We start from the raw sequence: 17878 nt of genomic DNA, 5'->3' as shown, positions 1-17878 counted from the left end.
GTGCCCGACATCGAATATCGACTCCCCCAGCAGCTCCGACTGGGCACGGAACTCCCCGGGCCGCGGTCCCTCGCCCTCGCCGCCCGTCGGCGTGCCGCGGTCGGGGCCTGCGTGGGGTCGTCGGTCCCGGTGTACGCGGTGGACGCGGACGGCGGCGTCATCGTCGACGTCGACGGCAACTCGCTGATCGATTTCGGCTCCGGCATCGCGGTCACCGGCGCCGGGGCGTCCAACACCGCGGTCGCCGCGGCCGTCCGGGAGCAGGCGGCGCGGTTCACACACACGTGTTTCATGGTGACGCCGTACGAGGAATACGTAGCCGTGTGCGAGCGGCTCGTCGCGCTCACGCCCGGCGACCACGACAAGCGGGCGGTGCTGTTCAATTCCGGCGCCGAGGCCGTCGAGAACGCCGTCAAGATCGCCCGGCACGCGACCGGCCGCGACGCCGTCGTCGCCTTCGATCACGCGTACCACGGCCGCACCAATCTCACGATGGCGCTGACGGCGAAGAACGTGCCGTACAAGGACGGGTTCGGCCCGTTCGTCCCCGAGGTGTACCGGATGCCGATGTCGTATCCGTTCCGCGAGCCTCCGAATCCGGACGGCAGCGCGGTCACCGGCGAGCAGGCCGCGCACCGCGCAATCGATTTGATGGACAAGCAGATCGGTGCACGCCGGATCGCGGCGATCGTCCTCGAGCCGATCCAGGGTGAGGGCGGATTCATCGTGCCTGCGTCGGGTTTCGTGCCGACGCTCGTCGCGTGGGCGCGCGCCAACGGGATCGTGTTCGTGGCCGACGAAGTGCAGACCGGCTTCGCCCGCACCGGCGCATGGTTCGCGTGCGAGCACGAGGACGTGGTCCCGGATCTGATGACGCTCGCGAAGGGCATCGCGTCGGGCATGCCGCTGTCCGCGGTGGTCGGTCGCGCCGACCTGATCGACGAGGTGCACACGGGCGGCCTCGGCGGCACGTACGGAGGGAACCCGGTCGCGTGCGCCGCCGCGCTGGCGACGCTCGACCAGATGCGTGATCTCGATTTGTGCGGCCGGGCCCGCGGTATCGAATCACTCGCTCGGCCGCGACTGCAGGCGCTCACCACCCAGTCCGACATCGTCGGCGAGGTCCGTGGCCGCGGCGCGATGCTCGCGCTCGAATTCGTCCGCCCCGGCACCCGCGAAGCAAACCCGGAGGCTACCCGGGAGATCGCTGCGCGGGCACTCGAACGCGGTGTCGTCGTACTCACCTGCGGTACCTACGGCAACGTCATTCGTCTGCTGCCGCCGCTGGTGATTCCCGATGATCTCCTCGTCGACGGACTCGACATCCTCGGTGCCGCCGTGCGTGCAAGCTGACGGAGCGTCGGCCGAGGAACGCTGTGGCCGCTCTACACGTACGGCGCTGCCACCAACCCCAGTTCCGCATCCGTCGCGAGGAGTCGGTGGTGTGGCAGCACGCGAACCGTATACCCCACCGATCCGGAGACCGGCAGCGGCGTGAGAGCCTCGAACACCTCGCCGAGACCGTCCGTCCCGGTGTGCGCCATCGGCACGCTCGTGACATCGGTGAGGTCGTCGTTCGGCCCCACCCGTCCGAGCACCGCCTGCACCACGACGTCCTGCGGTGACAGGCCGCCGAGGCGGACGAATGCCCGCAGCGACAGATCGGCGCCGATCTCCGGGTCGTCGGGCAGCCCGGCACTGTCGACCTGCGCCACCTGCACACCCGGCCACGCGGACTCCACGCGCCGCCGATACCCGGCCACCTCGCGGGCACCGGAGAAGTTGTCGGGCAGCACGTTTCGGGAGGCGATCGCGGCCGGGGCGTAGTACTCGACGGCATAGTCGCGCACCATCCGCGACGCCAACACCTTCGGCCCGAGGGTCTGCAGGGTGTGCCGCACCATCTCGATCCAGCGGGTCGGCAGGTCGTGCTCGTCGCGGTCGTAGAACCGTGGCAGCACCGACCGCTCGAGCAGCTCGTACATCGCGGTGGCCTCGAGGTCGTCGCGGCGGACCTCGTCGACGACGCCGTCCGCGGTCGGGATGGCCCAGCCGTTCTCGCCGTCGAACATCTCGTCCCACCACCCGTCACGGATGGACAGGTTGAGGCCGCCGTTGAGCGCCGACTTCATGCCCGACGTCCCGCACGCCTCGAGGGGGCGCAGCGGATTGTTGAGCCACACGTCGCAGCCCCAGTACAGGTAGCGAGCCATCGAGATGTCGTAGTCGGGCAGGAACACGATCCGGTGCCGGACGTCGTGCTGGTCGGCGAACCGCACTACCTGCTGGATCAGCGCCTTGCCGCCCTCGTCGGCGGGGTGACTCTTACCGGCGACCACCAACTGCACCGGACGCTCGTCGTCGAGCAGCAGTGCCTTCAGCCGCTCCGGGTCGCGCAGCATCAGGGTCAGGCGCTTGTACGTGGGCACCCGGCGGGCGAAGCCGACGGTGAGGACGTTCGGGTCGAACACCTCTGCGGTCCAGGAAAGTTCGGCTTCGGTGGCGCCGCGTTCGAGCCACGACGCCCGGACTCGGCGGCGCACCTCGTCCACCAGCTGCGCCCGCAGGGTGTTGCGGGTGGACCACAGCTCGGCCGGAGCGATCTCGCGCAACCGCTCCCAGCCGCGGGCCTCCTCGAGCATGTCGGGCCCGACGAGGCGCCGCCCGAGGTCCATCCATTCGCGCGCCGCCCACGTCGGGGCGTGCACGCCGTTGGTGACCGACCCGATCGGCACCTCCGCGGCGTCGAAGCCGGGCCACAACGACTCGAACATCTCCCGGCTCACCTCGCCGTGCAGCTTCGAGACACCGTTGGCGCGCTGGCCGAGGCGAAGGCCCATGTGCGCCATGTTGAACACGCCCGGGTCGTTCTCGCTGCCGAGGGCCAGGATCCGGTCCACGGCCAGACCGGGCAGCAGCGTGGAGTCTCGTTCGCCCTCGTTCCCGCCGAAGTAGCGGCGGACCAGGTCCACCGGGAACCGGTCGATGCCGGCCGGGACGGGGGTGTGCGTGGTGAACACCGTGCCGGCGCGGACCGCGGCGAGCGCCGCGTCGAAGTCCAGTCCGGCGCCGGTGACGAGTTCCCGGATGCGCTCGAGGCCGAGGAAACCGGCATGCCCCTCGTTCATGTGGAACACCTCGGGGTCGGCGAGCCCGTGTGCTCGGGTGAAGGCGCGCACCGCGCGGACGCCGCCGACGCCGGCGAGGATCTCCTGCTTGATCCGGTGGTCCTGGTCGCCGCCGTAGAGCCGGTCGGTCACCGCGCGCAGCTCCGGATCGTTCTCGGCGATGTCGGAGTCGAGCAGCAGCAGGGGAACCCGCCCGACCTGCGCGATCCACACGCGGGCCCGCAGTACCCGGCCTCCGGGCATCGCGACGTGCACGAGCACTGGAGCGCCCGCGCCGTCGTCACCGCTTCTCTCCGTCAGGAGTCGCAGCGGCAGACCCTGCGGATCGTGCGCGGGATAGTGCTCGGCCTGCCAACCGTCAGCGGTGAGCGACTGGCGGAAGTAACCGGAGCGATACAGCAGCCCGACGCCGATCAGCGGCAGACCCAGATCCGACGCCGCCTTCAGGTGATCGCCCGCGAGGATGCCGAGGCCGCCCGAATAGTTGGGCAGCACCTCGGTGACGCCGAACTCCATCGAGAAGTAGGCGATGCCGGTCGCGAGTTCGGCGCCCTTGTGGAGCTGGTCCTGATACCACCGTGGCCGCGTCAGGTAGTCGTCGAGGTCCGCGGCCGCGCGGTCCAGATCGGACAGGAACGCAGGGTCGACCGCCAGTTCGTCGAGCCGGTACGGATCAACCTCACCGAGCATGCGCACCGGATCGTTGCGGACCGCGATCCACAGTTCGGGATCGATCGACGCGAACAGATCCTGCGTCGGCGGATGCCACGACCACCTCAGGTTGGTCGACAGGGCTCCCAGTGCCGCGAGACGCTCGGGCAGATGGGCACGGACGGTGAAACGACGCAGGGCTTTCACGCCGCGAACACTACCCATGTTCGAGTCCGGTGACGCGCCGAGTCGGGCACCGCCCGTACCGCGATCAGGTCCGCCAGACGGCGGTGAATTCGTACCAGGGTCCGCCCAGGTGCGTCGCGGAGAAGTCGTCGAATCCCGCCGGTGTCCCGTCCGGCGAATAGGCCCACCCGGAACTCGTCGAGAGTCCGAGACCGCCGGCGTCGACGAAGTAGACGGCGCCACCGGCGTCCTTGCGCACGTAGTGGAAGTCGAAACGGCCGATCTCGACGTCCTGACGAGACGGGTCGGGTGAGGCGAGGACCTCGAGCGCGACCCGTTCGAAATCCGGCCGCAGGTCGTCGAAACTCGGCGGCGGGAAGAGCCGGGCACAGGCCACGGCTGCGATCACGATCGCGGGCGCAGCCAGGACCCACCAGGACCGGCGCCTGTCCCGACCCACGAAGTACAAGGTGCGGATCGCCCACACCAGGCCCGTGACGAGGAGGACGAAGATCGCTGCGCCACCGAAGAGCAGCGGATCGGCCCACCGCGCGTCCCCGAATCTCGACGGCCACCAGTCGTAGTGGATGCACACGAGCACACCGACGGCGACGCCGACGATCGCGGCGAGGACTCGGCCCGGCGGCCTGCTGTGGACATCGGCGTCTTCGGCGCCACCCCGCAATTCCCCCATGCAACGACGGTACCGACGCACGAGGGCGCCCTCCGGTTCCGTCGACGGTGGAGACGGAACCGGAGGGCGCGGTGACTACTTGCCTGCTACTTCCTGTCGGCTGGACTGCCGGCTGCTACAGCCCCCCGAGCAGCAGATGGAGCAGTCCTCCGACGAGGTCGATCAATCCGGCGACGAGTCCCATACGGTTACCTTTCGGTCCGGCTTCGTTCGAAGCGTCGAGTAGTACGCCGTGAACGGTATTCGGGACGAATTGCCCCGGGGTTGCCGCGAGTAAACGAGCCGTAAAGTCGATCTCACCGATTTCTCGGTCCGCGATCCCGACGCCACGCGAGCCGCTGAACTACCGTTGATCCGTCACCTCGACGCTGTCCCCGGACAGTCGGAGCCGAACGGAGTACGTGTGCCAGGTCGCCTCGCCATCGACGATGTGCTGCCCTCGATCGACGGCGGCCGGTTCCCGGCCAAGGCCGCGGTCGGCGAGGTGTTCCCCGTGTCCGCGACGGTGTGGCGCGAGGGCCACGACGCGGTCGCGGCGACGCTCGTCGTCGAGGGACCCGGAGGTTCTGCAGAAACGCTGCGGATTCCCATGCATCCCGGCCACGTTCTCGATGCCTTCCACGCGTCGTTCGCACCGACGACGGTCGGTACCTGGACGTACCGGATCGAGGCGTGGGGCGATCCGATCCAGACGTGGCGCAACGCGGTCGAGGCCAAGCTCGCCGTCGGCCAGGGGCCCGCAGACCTCGCGAACGACCTGGAGGTGGGCGCGCGCCTGTTCGAACGGGCCGCCGACGGCGCCCAGGATTCGGACCGCAGCCGACTCCTCGGCGTCGTGTCCGCACTGCGGTCCGAGCGGCAGCTGCCGGTCCGGGTCGCGCCGGCCTTCTCGGCGGAAGTGGCCGAGGCGCTGCGGATCCGGCCGCTGCGCGAACTGGTGACGGCGTCGCGTACGTACGACGTCGTCGTCGACCGCCGACGTGCCCTGTTCGGGTCCTGGTACGAGTTCTTCCCCCGCTCGACCGGTGGCTGGGACGAGCACGGCGCGCCACGGCACGGTACCTTCGCCACCGCGGCCGCGGATCTGCCGCGGATCGCCGCGATGGGCTTCGACGTGGTGTACCTGCCGCCGATCCACCCGATCGGCGAGGTGAACCGCAAGGGCCCCAACAACGCCCTGACGGCCGGCCCGGACGACGTCGGGTCCCCGTGGGCGATCGGATCGGCCGACGGCGGGCACGACGCGATCCACCCGCGGCTGGGCACCGAAGCCGACTTCGAGTCGTTCGTGGCCGAGGCCGGGCGCCTCGGTCTCGAGGTGGCGCTGGACCTCGCGCTGCAGTGCGCCCCCGACCATCCCTGGGCGGCCGCGCATCCCGAGTGGTTCACGGTGTTGCCGGACGGCACCATCGCGTACGCCGAAAACCCTCCGAAGAAGTACCAGGACATCTATCCGCTCGACTTCGATCACGATCCGGACGGGCTGGTTGCCGAGGTGCTGCGCGTCGTCCGGCACTGGGTCCGGCTGGGCGTGAAGATCTTCCGGGTCGACAATCCGCACACCAAGCCGCCGAGTCTGTGGGAGTGGCTGATCGCCGAGGTCAAACGCACCGACCCCGACGTGCTGTTCCTGTCGGAGGCGTTCACCCGTCCGGCCCGGCTCTACGGGTTGGCGAAACGCGGCTTCACGCAGTCGTACACGTACTTCACGTGGCGGGTGCACAAATGGGAACTCACCGAGTTCGGGAACGAGATCGCGGCCAAGGCCGACGAGGCCCGTCCCAACCTGTTCGTGAACACGCCGGACATCCTGCACGAGAGTCTGCAGCACGGCGGGCCCGGGATGTTCGCGATCCGGGCGGCACTCGCCGCCACGCTGTCGCCCACGTGGGGCGTGTACTCGGGGTACGAGTTGTTCGAACACGTCGCGGTCCGCCCGGGCAGCGAGGAGTACCTCGATTCGGAGAAGTACCAGTTGCGTCCGCGCGACTTCGCCGGGGCCCGTGCGCGTGGCGAGTCACTCGAACCGTGGATCGCGACGCTCAACCGCATCCGGCGCGCGCATCCGGCGCTGCAGCAACTGCGGAACCTGCATTTCCACCACGTCGACAACGACGCACTGCTGGCGTACTCGAAGTTCGACCCGGGCACGGGCGACGCGGTGCTCACCGTCGTCAATCTCGACCCGTTCGGGGCGCAGCAGGGATTCGTCGCGCTCGACATGCCCGCGATCGGGCGTGACTGGCACGATCACCTGTCCGTGCACGACAAGGTCAGCGGCGAGCAGTACGAGTGGGGACAGCACAACTTCGTCCGCCTCGAGCCGTGGCGCGCGTGCGCACACATCCTGACGCTGCCGCACATCCCGTTCGATGCCCGACGCCGCCTCGCCGACCGGGAACACAACCCGTGACCGCCCCGGACCCGGTGTGCCCTCCCGATCCGCACGATCTGACACTGCTCGCGCAGGGCACTCACCACGACCCCCACTCGGTGCTCGGCGCGCACGCGCGGCCCGACGGCACCGTCGTGCGGGCACTGCGGCCGGGTGCCGAGTCGGTGTCGGTGCGGATCGGCGGCCACGACCGTCCGCTGCACCCCGTCGGGCACGACGTCTTCAGCGCGCTCCTCCCCATCCGCGACCTGGTCGACTACCGGCTCGTCGTGACGTACCCCGGCGACCATGTCGTCGTCACCGCTGACGGATACCGCTTCCTGCCCACCCTGGGTGAGCTGGACCTGCATTTGTTCGGCGAGGGCCGACACGAACGACTGTGGGACGTGCTCGGTGCGCACCCCCGCACGTACGAGACCCCCGACGGCAGCGTGCGCGGGACGTCGTTCGCGGTGTGGGCACCGGCGGCCCGCGGCGTCAGCGTGCTCGGCGAGTTCGACCTGTGGGGCGGGCGCACCTTCCCGCTCCGGGTGCTGGGGAGCACCGGGGTGTGGGAGGTGTTCGTCCCCGACGTCGGGGACGGCGATATGTACAAGTTCCGCATCCACGGCCACGACGGCAGCGTCCGCGACAAGGCCGACCCGATGGCGTTCGCGACGGAGGTGCCCCCGGCGACGGCGTCGATCGTCACCGAGTCCGCACATCGGTGGACCGACCACGAATGGATGGCCGCCCGCTCCGGACTCGAACCGAGCCGGGAACCGCTGAGCGTCTACGAGGTCCATCTGGGCTCGTGGCGTCCCGGCCTGAACTACGTCGAACTGGCCGACGCGTTGAGTACGTACGTCATCGAGGCCGGCTTCACGCACGTCGAACTGCTGCCGGTCGCCGAACACCCGTACGGCGGGTCGTGGGGGTACCAGGTGACGTCGTACTACGCCCCCACGGCACGTTTCGGCTCCCCCGACGACTTCCGGGCCTTCGTCGACCGACTGCACCGCGCCGGTATCGGCGTCATCGTCGACTGGGTGCCCGCGCACTTCCCGAAGGACGAGTGGGCGCTGGCCCGCTTCGACGGCACTGCGCTGTACGAGCACGCCGATCCGCAGCGCGGCGAGCAACTCGACTGGGGCACCTACGTGTTCGACTTCGGTCGGCGTGAGGTGCGCAATTTCCTCGTCGCCAACGCGCTCTTCTGGTTCGACGAGTTCCACGTCGACGGCCTCCGTGTGGACGCCGTCGCCTCGATGCTCTACCTCGACTACTCGCGACCGGCAGGCCAGTGGACACCTAACGTGCACGGCGGTCGGGAGAACCTCGAGGCGGTCGCGTTCCTGCAGGAGATGAACGCGACCGTGCACAAACACCACTCGGGTGTCGTCACGGTCGCCGAGGAGTCGACGTCGTGGCCCGGTGTCACGCGGAGCACCGGTGTCGGCGGTCTCGGCTTCACGATGAAGTGGAACATGGGCTGGATGCACGACACGCTCGGTTACCTGCGGCGCGACCCGATCCATCGCAGCTTCCACCACAACGAGATCACCTTCTCGCTGATGTACGCGTGGAGCGAGAACTACCTGCTGCCGATCAGCCATGACGAGGTGGTCCACGGCAAGGGCACACTCTGGTCCCGGATGCCCGGCGACGACCGCGCGAAGGCCGCGGGGGTCCGGGCGTTGCTCGCCTACCTGTGGGCGCACCCCGGCAAGCAGTTGCTCTTCATGGGGCAGGAATTCGGGCAGGCCAGCGAATGGTCCGAGGAACACGGGTTGCGGTGGCGCGAGCTCGAGGATCCCGCGACCGGAGACCTGCACCGCGGCATCCACGCGCTGGTGTGCGCTCTCAACGCCATCTATCGCGCCACCCCCGCACTGTGGTCGCTCGACACCTCGCCGGGCGGGTATTCATGGATCGACGCCAACGACACCGAGAACAACGTGCTCAGTTTTCTCCGGTACGGCAGCGACGGCTCGATCGTCGCGTGTCTGTACAACTTTTCCGGTTCGGCACACTCGGATTATCGTGTGGGCTTGCCCGAGCCCGGAACGTGGTCCGAGATCTTGAACACCGATGCGCAGGACTTCTGCGGATCGGGGCTCGGCAACCTGGGTGCGGTGACGGCCACGGAACACCCGTGGCACGGCCGCCCGGCCTCGGCGACGCTCACGCTGCCGGCGAGCGCCGCGATCTGGTTGGAGCTGGAACGGTGAAGGGACACTCGGTGACTGGGCTGGATCGGTGAGGACACGGACACGACTGGTGTCGACGACGCGGACCCTGATCACGGTCCTGGGGGCGGCGACGCTCGCGGCCACCGCCTGTTCGGCGACCACCGAGGGGCAGGCCGTGTCCATCTACGACGACCCGTTCACGGTCGCCGGACTCCCGGCCCGCAGCGGCCCCAGCGGGCCCCGTGACGGAGTGCCGAACGCCCCGCTCGCGGTTGCCGGCACCGACGGCGGCGAGATCGACGCGCTTGCCGCCAATGCGATCTCGGACATCGAGGACTACTGGGCCGGCGAATACCCCACCGTGTTCAAGGGCACCTTCGCGCCCGTCTCGGAGTTGTTGTCGTGGGACCCCGACGCCCCGAACGGCACCCGGTTCTGCGGCATCGACACCGCCGACCTCGTCAACGCCGCGTACTGCATCCGGCAGGATTCGATCGGCTGGGATCGCGCGTATCTGCTGCCGAGCCTCGTCGACGCGTTCGGGCCCATGTCCGTGGTGATGGTGCTCGCCCACGAGTACGGTCACGCGATCCAACACAAGGCAGGGCTCGTCGGCGACGACGACCCGGGCATCGTCGTGGAACAACAGGCGGACTGCTTCGCGGGCGCGTTCATCCGTCACGTCGCCGAGAACGGGGCACCCCACTTCACCCTGAACACCTCGGACGGACTCAATTCGGTGCTCGCCGCAACGGTGTCGGTGCGTGACGCCGATCCGAACGACCCCGATTCGATTCACGGTTCGGCGTTCGAACGGGTCACCGCGGCCCAGATCGGGTTCACCGACGGGGCGGGCGCGTGCACACGGATAGACGCCGACGAGATCACTTCCCGCCGAGCCGATCTGCCGCAGGGATTCAGCGGCAGCAACGACGACGGCGAGCTCCCCGTCACGCGGGAGACCCTCACGGTGCTCTTCGACTCGTTCGCCGCGGTGTTCGCCCTCGACGACCCCCCGAAGCTGGACCTGAACGGCGTCGACACCACGTGCGCAGATGCGACCGCCACCCGTCCCGTGGCGTACTGCCCGACCACCAACACGATCAGCGTGGACGTCGCGGACCTCGCGGCGCGCAGCCGACCCGCGACGGAGATGACCGGCGTCGACCCCCTGCTGAACGTCGACGTCGTCGGCGACTACAGCGCCTACGTCCTCCTCGCGTCCCGCTACACCCTCGCGGTACAGAAGGCCGCCGGGCAACCCATCACGGGCCCGCAGGCAGCGCTGCGTGCCGCCTGCCTGTCCGGATCGGTCACGGCGGCACTGAGCCCGGACGGGTCCACCACCGGTACCGAGCGCCGGATCTGGTTGTCGGCGGGCGACCTCGACGAGGCGATCTCGGGGCTGCTGTCCGACGGTCTGGCCGCCAGCGACGTCGACGGCGCCACCGTGCCCAGCGGCTTCTCACGGGTCGACGCCTTCCGCACCGGTGTGCTTGGTGGGCAGAAGGCGTGCGACGGACGCTACCGCTGACGAAGCGGGAACGGGACTGCGCTCAGTAGAGCGCCGACGCCAGCTTCCGCCGAGCCGCGACCACGATCGGCTCGGCCGGGTCGAACAACTCGAACAGCTCGAGCAGGCGGGTCCGGACCGTCGTCCGGTCGTCACCGAACGTCCGCTTGACCAGCGCGACGAGCCGATCGAAGGCGGCCTCCGGCTGCTGCGAGTACAGCTCGGCATCGGCGGCCGCGAACTGCGCGTCGATGGAGTCGGGCTGGGCGTCGGCGACGGCGACGGCGTCGGCCGGTAGATCCTGCACGCGGGCGAGGAACCGGACCTGGCGCAACGCCGCCTGCGCCTGCTGATTGGCCGGTTCGGAGTTGAGAATGAGGTTGTAGGCGGCCTCGGCGCCCGCGAAGTCGCCCTCGTCGAGCGCGTTCTCCGCTGCTACGAAACGGGGGTCCTCGGGCTCGGGTTCGGGTTCACCGTCGGCCGACGGCGGGCCGGAGAGCTTGCCGGCGACCGCTTCCTGCAGCGCGGCGATCCACTGGCGAAGCTGCGGCTCCGGCTGAGCTCCGGCGAAGTCGGCGAGCGGCCGGCCGGCCGCGATCGCGACCACGGTGGGCACGGACTGCACGCCGAACGCCTGCGCGATACCGGGGTTCGCGTCGACGTCGATCTTCGCCAGCACCCAGTTGCCACCGCCCTCGTGCGCGAGCTTCTCGAGTACCGGGGACAGCTGCTTACACGGGCCGCACCATGTCGCCCACAGGTCCACGATCACGAGGACCTGGTTGGACCGATCGAGCACCTCGGTCTGGAAGGTCGCCTCGGTGACATCGACGACCGGCGCCAGACCGGTGGGGTTCACCGGGGCGCTGCCGTCGGCGGGCGGACCGACAGAGGGGCTCGGCGGGGCCGGCGCGCGGTCCTTGAGACCGGAAAGATCGACGGCTCCGGCCATGGCCGCAGCGATTGCAGGGGACGGACGGGAACCGGGTCGAGTCACCGTTCAAGTGTGGCACGAGTGACGGGCGCGCATCCATCCCGGCCCGTCACTCGCGGCAACCGTCAGGCCGCGACGCGCTCGCGCTTCGCCGCACCACCGGTGGACAGTTCCCCGAGGCGTCCGTTGCGTGCAGCCCACATCTCGAACCAGATGGTCATGAACGGCGGGATGCTGGAGATCATCGCCAGGGCGAGCGTCTTGAAGTCCCACTTCACCGCGCGGGCGGTGAACAACGCGACGAGCACGTAGATCACGAAGATCGCGCCGTGGATCGGACCGAAGATCTTGACGCCGATCTCGGGCCCCTCCTCGGGCAGGTACTTGAAGGCCATGCCGATCAACAGACCGGCCCAGCTGATCGCTTCCAGGACGGCCACGAAACGGAAGCGCTTGGGCCACGAGCTGAGATCGAAGAAGTTCGCCATGGCCGCCATTGTGCCCGACAAACTACGACACCCCGTAGTTGAGACTCGTCACAGTCTCGACCACGGGGCGTCGTGAAGGAGTAGAGGCGTCCCTACTTCTTGGGCACCCGCACGATCAGGGCGTCGCCCTGCCCGCCGCCGCCGCACAGCGCGGCCGCACCGACGCCGCCGCCGCGGCGCTGCAGCTCCAGCACGAGGTGCAGCGCGATCCGGGCTCCGGACATGCCGAGCGGATGGCCGATCGCGATTGCGCCGCCGTTGACGTTGACCTTCGCCGGGTCGATGCCCAGCTCGGCCGTCGACGCGATGCCCACAGCCGCGAAGGCCTCGTTGATCTCGACGACGTCGAGGTCCTTGGGGTCGATGCCGTCGCGCTCGCAGGCGCGGGCGATCGCTCGCGCCGGCTGCGACTGCAGCGTCGAGTCCGGTCCTGCGACGACGCCGTGGGCACCGATCTCCGCGATCCACTCGAGCCCGAGCGCCTCGGCCTTCTCCTTGCTCATCACGACGACCGCGGCCGCGCCGTCGGAGATCTGCGATGCGGTGCCGGCCGTGATCGAACCGTCCTTCGCGAACGCCGGGCGCAACTTGGCGAGCGACTCGACGGTGGTGTCGGCGCGGATGCCCTCGTCCTCGGTGACGACGATCGGCTCACCGCGGCGCTGCGGGATGGTGACCGGCACGACCTCCTCGGCGAACAGGCCGTCCTTCCAGGCGCGAGCGGCGTTCTGGTGCGAGGCGGCCGCGAACGCGTCCTGCGCCTCCCGCGTGATGCGCTGATCGTCGTCCTGGTTGCGCTGCTCGGTGAGGTTGCCCATCGGCTGGTCGGTGAAGATGTCGTGCAGGCCGTCGTAGGCCATGTGGTCGCGCAGCGTGACGTCGCCGTACTTGAAGCCCTCGCGGCTCTTCTCGAGCATGTGCGGGGCCCGCGACATGGACTCCTGGCCACCGGCCACCACGATCTCGAACTCTCCGGCACGGATCAACTGGTCCGCTAAGGCGATCGCGTCGATGCCCGACAGGCACACCTTGTTGATCGTGAGGGCGGGGACGTCCATCGGGATGCCCGCGGCGACGGCGGCCTGACGCGCCGGCATCTGCCCGGCGCCCGCGGTGAGAACCTGGCCCATGATCACGTAGTCGACCTGCTCGGGCGCCACGCCGGCCTTCTCGAGTGCGCCCTTGATCGCTACACCGCCGAGGTCGGACCCCGAGAGATCCTTCAGGGATCCGAGCAGCCGTCCGACGGGGGTACGTGCCCCGGCAACGATGACAGAAGTGGTCAAGATTCCTCCAGCGGTCGATCCTGGTCGGGTCGGCGGCCTCAGCCGTGACCCGGCGCGAACAGTTCAAACGGTAGCGCTACCGTCTGATACATGACATCTTCCTCCCCCAGCACCGCCCCGAGCGGACTGACCTCGGAGCTCGTGACCGCGATCGACCACGTCGGTATCGCGGTGCCGGATCTCGATGCTGCCATCGCCTGGTACGGCAAGCACCTCGGCATGGTCTCCCTGCACGAGGAGGTCAACGAGGAGCAGGGCGTGCGCGAGGCCATGCTCGGCTACCCGGGCCAGGTCGCCGGCGCCACCGCGATCCAGCTCCTCGCCCCGCTGAACGAGAACTCCACGATCGCGAAGTTCATCGACCGCAGCGGCCCCGGCCTCCAGCAGCTCGCGTTCCGCGTCACCGACATCGACGCGATCAGCACCCAGCTTCGCGCCGACGGCGTCCGCCTGCTGTACGACGCTCCGCGCCGGGGCACCGCGAACTCGCGCATCAACTTCATCCACCCGAAGGACGGCGGCGGAGTGCTCATCGAGCTCGTCGAGCCTGCCGCCGACGGCGGACACTGATCGGGTACTTCCCGACGGGTCCGTGGCGTGGGCCCGGTGTGACGATCCCCCGCCCACGCCACGGGCACATCGCCGGCCTCCCCCGGTAGATTGGCAGGCATGGCCTACGACCGCGGCATGCCGTTCACCATCGTCCGCAAGGGATACGACAAGGACGAGGTTCGGCGATACTTCGACCGCTTCGACACCGAACTCCGCCTCATGGCGACGGACCGCGACGCGGCGGCCGCGCAGGCACGTGAGCTGGCCAACCAACTCGAGGACGCCCGGGACGAGATCGACGAACTGCGTCGCGACGTCGACCGGCTGTCGGTCCCGCCCACCACCGCGGAGGGTATGAGCGAGCGCATCTCCCGGATGCTGCGCCTGGCGTCCGACGAGGCGTCCGAGGTGCGCGCCAAGGCGGAAGCGGAAGCAGCCGAGATGCTGTCGGTCGCCGAGCAGGAGAGCGAACGCCTCCGCAAGCTCTACGAGACCAAGACCGAGGAACTCGAGAAGCGGCGCGAGGCGCTCGAACGCGAACACGAACAGACGATGCAGGCCGCCCGCACCGAGGCCACGCGGATCGTCCAGGCCGCACAGGCCGAGAGCGATCGTCTGGCCGCGGAATCCGAGGCCAAGCGCGTCCAGGTCCAGCAGGACTTCGAGATCACGATGGCCGAGCGCCGGGCCAAGACGATCGCCGCGATCGAGGAGCTCGAGACGACGAGCAAGGCCGAGGCCCACCGCCGCCTCACCGAGGCGAGCGAGGAGGCAGCCCGACGCGTGCAGGTCGCGACGGAGCAGTCCGAGCGCAAGATCGCGCACGCCAAGGAACTCGCCGAGGAGCTGCGCGTGCTGCGCGGCCGAATCCTCGCCCAGCTGTTGGGCATCCGCGGCCAACTCGATTCGGTGCCGGCGATGCTGGCGTCGGTCAACCGCGAGGCGGAGTTGCTCGACAACGTCGGAGCCGACACCGACTCGGAGTCCGAGAGCGACGCTGCCACCGAGCCCACGAACGACGACGAGGTGCCCGAGACGGCCCCGGCAACGTCCTAGGCGCGGACGGCCTGGGAGCAGCGTCGGGTCTCCAGGAACAGGGTCGGGTCTAGGACCAGCGTCGGGTCAACCCACGTGTCCGGCGCCCCGCCCAACAGCCCGTGTGCCAGTGCCGGCGGTCGTCGGCGCCACCGGGGTCGGCCGGCCACGCGACGACGTGCGCGACACCTGGGCGCACCTCTTGATCGCATCCCGGGCAGCGGTAGCTCTTCGTCGCCCGGGCCCCGGGAATCTGACGCACCATGAAGCGCTCGTCGTCGTAGCCCGCGGGACCGGACTCCTCGCGGGCCAACGCGTCTCCGAACAGACTGCCGCCGCGGCTCTCCCCTGACGACCCGCCGGATCGGCGCTGAGACTTGTGGGACTGGTTACGGCGCGGCACTCCCCCAGTCTAGGTGGCGTCCTCCGCGCAATCCTTCCTCACTCAGAACAGCCGGAACTCGGTGCTCTCGGTTCCGCGCAGCGCCTCGTAATCGAGGACGAGGCAACGGATCCCGCGATCGGTGGCGAGCGTCTTCGCCTGCGGCTTGATCTGCTGCGCCGCGAACACGCCGGTGACCGGCGCCAGCAGTGGGTCGCGGTTCAGCAGTTCCAGGTAGCGCGTGAGCTGTTCGACGCCGTCGATCTCACCGCGGCGCTTGATCTCCACCGCCACCGTTGCGCCGTCCGCGTCGCGGCACAGCAGATCCACCGGTCCGATCGCGGTCATGTATTCACGGCGGATGAGGCTGTACCCGTCGCCGAGCGTCTCGACGTGCTCGGCCAGCAACTCCTGGAGATGCGCCTCGACGCCGTCCTTGACGAGACCGGGGTCGATGCCGAGTTCGTGGCTCGAATCGTGCTCGATCTCCTCGATGGTGATCCGCAGTTCCTCGCCGCCCTTGTTGGTCACCACCCACAACTGCTGTTCGGCGCCATCCGGGCCCGCACCGTCGGTGGTTTCGGAGAGCCAGCAGGGTGGGCTCATCCAGTTGAGCGGCTTGTACGCGCGGTCGTCGGCGTGGATGCTCACCGACCCGTCCGCCTTTATGAGCAGCAGTCGACGGGCCATCGGCAGATGGGACGTCAGACGACCGACGTAGTCGACACGGCAACGAGCAATGACAAGACGCACTCCGCCCACCCTAGTGGATCGAATCGGTCTACTCTCGAACGACTATGGACCCGCGCCGATCCGCCTCCACGCCGCTCGGATCCCGCCTGCTCGGAACGCCGTCCGAGGCGCCACGAATCCGGCGCATCAGGGTCCAGACGCTCTTGACGACGTCGCTGCTCGGCGCCAACCTGGTCGGCGCCGCGGTGGTCGCAATCCTCGTGACGTACGTGGTCCCGGGCCCGATGATGCTGGACGACGAGTTCCGCTTCCTCAACTTCGTCTTCGTTCCGGTGTACCTGGCGGTCGCGCTGCTCGTCGGCACCGTCAGGGGGACCAGACGCGCCCTGCACAGCCTCGAATGGATGATGCAGGACCGCACCCCGACCCGAGCTGAACAATTGGCGGCTCTCACCATGTCGTGGCGGTTGACGAAGATGCAGATCGGTCAGTGGACGATCGCCCTCGTCATCCTCACCACGTGCTACGGACTGGTCGAGCCGGAGGCGATTCCCAAGGTGGCCTTCACGATCGCCTTCGGCGGGCTCACCATCTGCGCGTTCAGTCACGTGTTCAGCGAGTTCGCGCTGCGGCCCGCCGCGGCCCGCGCGCTCGCCGCAGGAACCCGGCCCAGGATCCGGCTGGGCGGCGTCGTCGGGCGCACCATGCTTGCGTGGATCCTCGGCACGGGCGTACCGATGACAGGTCTTGTGATCGTCGCGATCTTCAGCTACTTCAACCGCGAGACCACGCGGGAGCAATTGATCGTGGCCATCGTCGGCCTCGGTGCCATCACGTTGATATTCGGGCTTCTGCTCATTCTCCTGTCGGCGCGCGCGACGGTCGCCCCGATCCGCGCGGTGAAGGCCGGCATGAGCCGCATCGAGGAGGGCGACCTGGACGCCGCGGTCGTCGTCTACGACGGCACCGAACTCGGCGAGCTGCAGTCCGGTTTCAACCGGATGGCCGACGGTCTGCGGGAGCGGGAACGGATCCGTGACCTGTTCGGGCGGCACGTGGGCCACGACGTCGCGGAGGCAGCGCTCGTCGAGCCCCCGCGTCTGGGCGGCGAGGAGCGTGAGGTCGCCATCTTCTTCGTCGATCTCGTCGGCTCCACCGAACTGGCCGCGACCCGACCCCCAGGGGAGGTCGTCGACCTCCTCAACCGCTTCTTCGAAGTCGTCGTCGACGAGGTGGATCGTCATGGTGGGTTCGTCAACAAGTTCGAAGGCGACGCGGCGCTCGCCATCTTCGGCGCACCCCGGGATCTCGACGACGCCGCCGGGCATGCCCTCGCGGCGGCACGCATGATTCGACGACGCCTCCTCGCGGAGGTCCCCGAGTGCTGCGCGGCCGTCGGTGTCGCCGCCGGAACCGCCGTCGCCGGCAACGTGGGTGCGCGAGAACGCTTCGAATACACCGTCATCGGCGACCCGGTCAACGAGGCCGCGCGACTGTCCGAGATCGCCAAGAACGAACCCGGCCGTCTGCTTGCATCGATGACGACGGTCGAGCGTGCCGGCACGAGCGAGGCAACGCTGTGGACGGCGGGCGACGAGGTGGTGCTCCGCGGACGCTCGCTTCCCACGCGCCTGGCGCATCCGATCGCGAAGACATCTCGGGGCGGGTCGCGTGACACGGTCTCGGATACTTCCGCCGTGTGATCGCAGCCCCTCATCCACGCAATGGCCGTGCCGTAGAGAATGGATGTGAAATGCCGGAAGGCCCCCA

14 protein-coding genes are annotated in these 17878 nt (G+C 69.1%); 7 read left to right on the top strand and 7 right to left on the bottom strand.

The features are described 5' to 3' along the window. Positions 1 to 1353 carry a 4-aminobutyrate--2-oxoglutarate transaminase gene (gene gabT, locus C7H75_RS09890; RefSeq protein ID WP_106851302.1) on the top strand — a complete coding sequence of 451 codons (1353 nt, stop codon included), beginning with the start codon at positions 1 to 3 and terminating at the stop codon, positions 1351 to 1353. A 32-nt stretch (positions 1354 to 1385) separates the two neighbouring features. Here the strand turns inward: gabT and glgP are convergent, their stop codons facing one another. After that, complete coding sequence (gene glgP, locus C7H75_RS09885; RefSeq protein WP_106851301.1) at positions 1386 to 3986, bottom strand: alpha-glucan family phosphorylase; 2601 nt, start codon at positions 3984 to 3986, stop codon at positions 1386 to 1388. Positions 3987 to 4050: 64 nt separating this feature from the next. Further along, positions 4051 to 4659, bottom strand: a complete 609-nt coding sequence (locus C7H75_RS09880) for a DUF1109 family protein (protein ID WP_106851300.1) — start codon at positions 4657 to 4659, stop codon at positions 4051 to 4053. A gap of 403 nt (positions 4660 to 5062) precedes the next feature. Between C7H75_RS09880 and C7H75_RS09875 the strand changes: the two genes are divergently transcribed. Genes C7H75_RS09875 through C7H75_RS09865 form a run of 3 tightly spaced genes read left to right on the top strand, consistent with a single transcriptional unit; the run spans position 5063 to position 10759 of the window. After that, on the top strand, positions 5063 to 7072 hold the full coding sequence (locus C7H75_RS09875; RefSeq protein WP_106851299.1) for an alpha-1,4-glucan--maltose-1-phosphate maltosyltransferase: 2010 nt from the start codon (positions 5063 to 5065) through the stop codon (positions 7070 to 7072). Next, a complete protein-coding gene (gene glgB, locus C7H75_RS09870; RefSeq protein WP_106851298.1) occupies positions 7069 to 9264 on the top strand; it encodes a 1,4-alpha-glucan branching protein GlgB in 2196 nt (731 codons plus the stop codon). The genes C7H75_RS09875 and glgB overlap by 4 nt, the downstream gene beginning before the upstream one ends. Before the next feature lie 46 nt (positions 9265 to 9310). Continuing rightward, a complete protein-coding gene (locus C7H75_RS09865) occupies positions 9311 to 10759 on the top strand; it encodes a neutral zinc metallopeptidase (RefSeq protein WP_394342308.1) in 1449 nt (482 codons plus the stop codon). A 22-nt stretch (positions 10760 to 10781) separates the two neighbouring features. On the opposite strand, the gene C7H75_RS09860 is transcribed toward C7H75_RS09865, so the two are convergent. The 3 genes from C7H75_RS09860 to C7H75_RS09850 all read right to left on the bottom strand — a co-directional run bounded on the left by C7H75_RS09860 (position 10782) and on the right by C7H75_RS09850 (position 13446). Next, positions 10782 to 11690 (bottom strand): tetratricopeptide repeat protein, encoded by a 909-nt coding sequence (locus tag C7H75_RS09860; RefSeq protein ID WP_084923753.1) that lies wholly within the window; start codon positions 11688 to 11690, stop codon positions 10782 to 10784. 107 nt (positions 11691 to 11797) lie between these two features. Then, on the bottom strand, positions 11798 to 12169 hold the full coding sequence (locus C7H75_RS09855; protein ID WP_005513987.1) for a DUF3817 domain-containing protein: 372 nt from the start codon (positions 12167 to 12169) through the stop codon (positions 11798 to 11800). Positions 12170 to 12252: 83 nt separating this feature from the next. Next, a complete protein-coding gene (locus C7H75_RS09850; RefSeq protein ID WP_005513988.1) occupies positions 12253 to 13446 on the bottom strand; it encodes an acetyl-CoA C-acetyltransferase in 1194 nt (397 codons plus the stop codon). 90 nt (positions 13447 to 13536) lie between these two features. On the opposite strand from C7H75_RS09850, the gene mce reads away from it, so the two are divergent. Then, entirely contained in the window at positions 13537 to 14016 is a 480-nt protein-coding gene (gene mce / locus C7H75_RS09845; RefSeq protein WP_005513989.1) for a methylmalonyl-CoA epimerase, read from the top strand. Positions 14017 to 14115: 99 nt separating this feature from the next. Then, positions 14116 to 15054 (top strand): coiled-coil domain-containing protein, encoded by a 939-nt coding sequence (locus C7H75_RS09840; RefSeq protein WP_081187796.1) that lies wholly within the window; start codon positions 14116 to 14118, stop codon positions 15052 to 15054. Positions 15055 to 15103: 49 nt separating this feature from the next. Here the strand turns inward: C7H75_RS09840 and C7H75_RS09835 are convergent, their stop codons facing one another. Continuing rightward, the gene (locus C7H75_RS09835) at positions 15104 to 15436 is read right to left on the bottom strand and encodes an Rv1322 family protein (protein WP_013415638.1); all 333 of its coding nucleotides are present in this window, start codon (positions 15434 to 15436) and stop codon (positions 15104 to 15106) included. A gap of 42 nt (positions 15437 to 15478) precedes the next feature. Then, positions 15479 to 16168: an endonuclease NucS gene (gene nucS / locus C7H75_RS09830; RefSeq protein ID WP_013415637.1), complete on the bottom strand. Its 690-nt coding sequence runs from the start codon at positions 16166 to 16168 to the stop codon at positions 15479 to 15481. Between the two features lie 44 nt (positions 16169 to 16212). On the opposite strand from nucS, the gene C7H75_RS09825 reads away from it, so the two are divergent. Next, positions 16213 to 17811: an adenylate/guanylate cyclase domain-containing protein gene (locus tag C7H75_RS09825; RefSeq protein WP_106851296.1), complete on the top strand. Its 1599-nt coding sequence runs from the start codon at positions 16213 to 16215 to the stop codon at positions 17809 to 17811. The last annotated feature ends 67 nt before the right edge of the window (positions 17812 to 17878 follow it).

Source organism: Rhodococcus (subgen. Prescottella) equi (genome assembly GCF_003013675.1).
Lineage (GTDB): Bacteria > Actinomycetota > Actinomycetes > Mycobacteriales > Mycobacteriaceae > Prescottella > Prescottella equi.
This window is presented reverse-complemented; position numbering and strand designations above follow the sequence as displayed.

Excerpts from the sequence above, each read along its gene's own strand:
- C7H75_RS09880 (WP_106851300.1), bottom strand. The coding sequence starts at position 4,659 with ATGGGGGAATTGCGGGGTGGCGCCGAAGACGCCGATGTCCACAGCAGG.
- C7H75_RS09860 (WP_084923753.1), bottom strand. The coding sequence starts at position 11,690 with ATGGCCGGAGCCGTCGATCTTTCCGGTCTCAAGGACCGCGCGCCGGCC.
- C7H75_RS09855 (WP_005513987.1), bottom strand. The coding sequence starts at position 12,169 with ATGGCGGCCATGGCGAACTTCTTCGATCTCAGCTCGTGGCCCAAGCGC.
- mce (WP_005513989.1), top strand. The coding sequence starts at position 13,537 with ATGACATCTTCCTCCCCCAGCACCGCCCCGAGCGGACTGACCTCGGAG.
- C7H75_RS09840 (WP_081187796.1), top strand. The coding sequence starts at position 14,116 with ATGGCCTACGACCGCGGCATGCCGTTCACCATCGTCCGCAAGGGATAC.
- C7H75_RS09825 (WP_106851296.1), top strand. The coding sequence starts at position 16,213 with ATGGACCCGCGCCGATCCGCCTCCACGCCGCTCGGATCCCGCCTGCTC.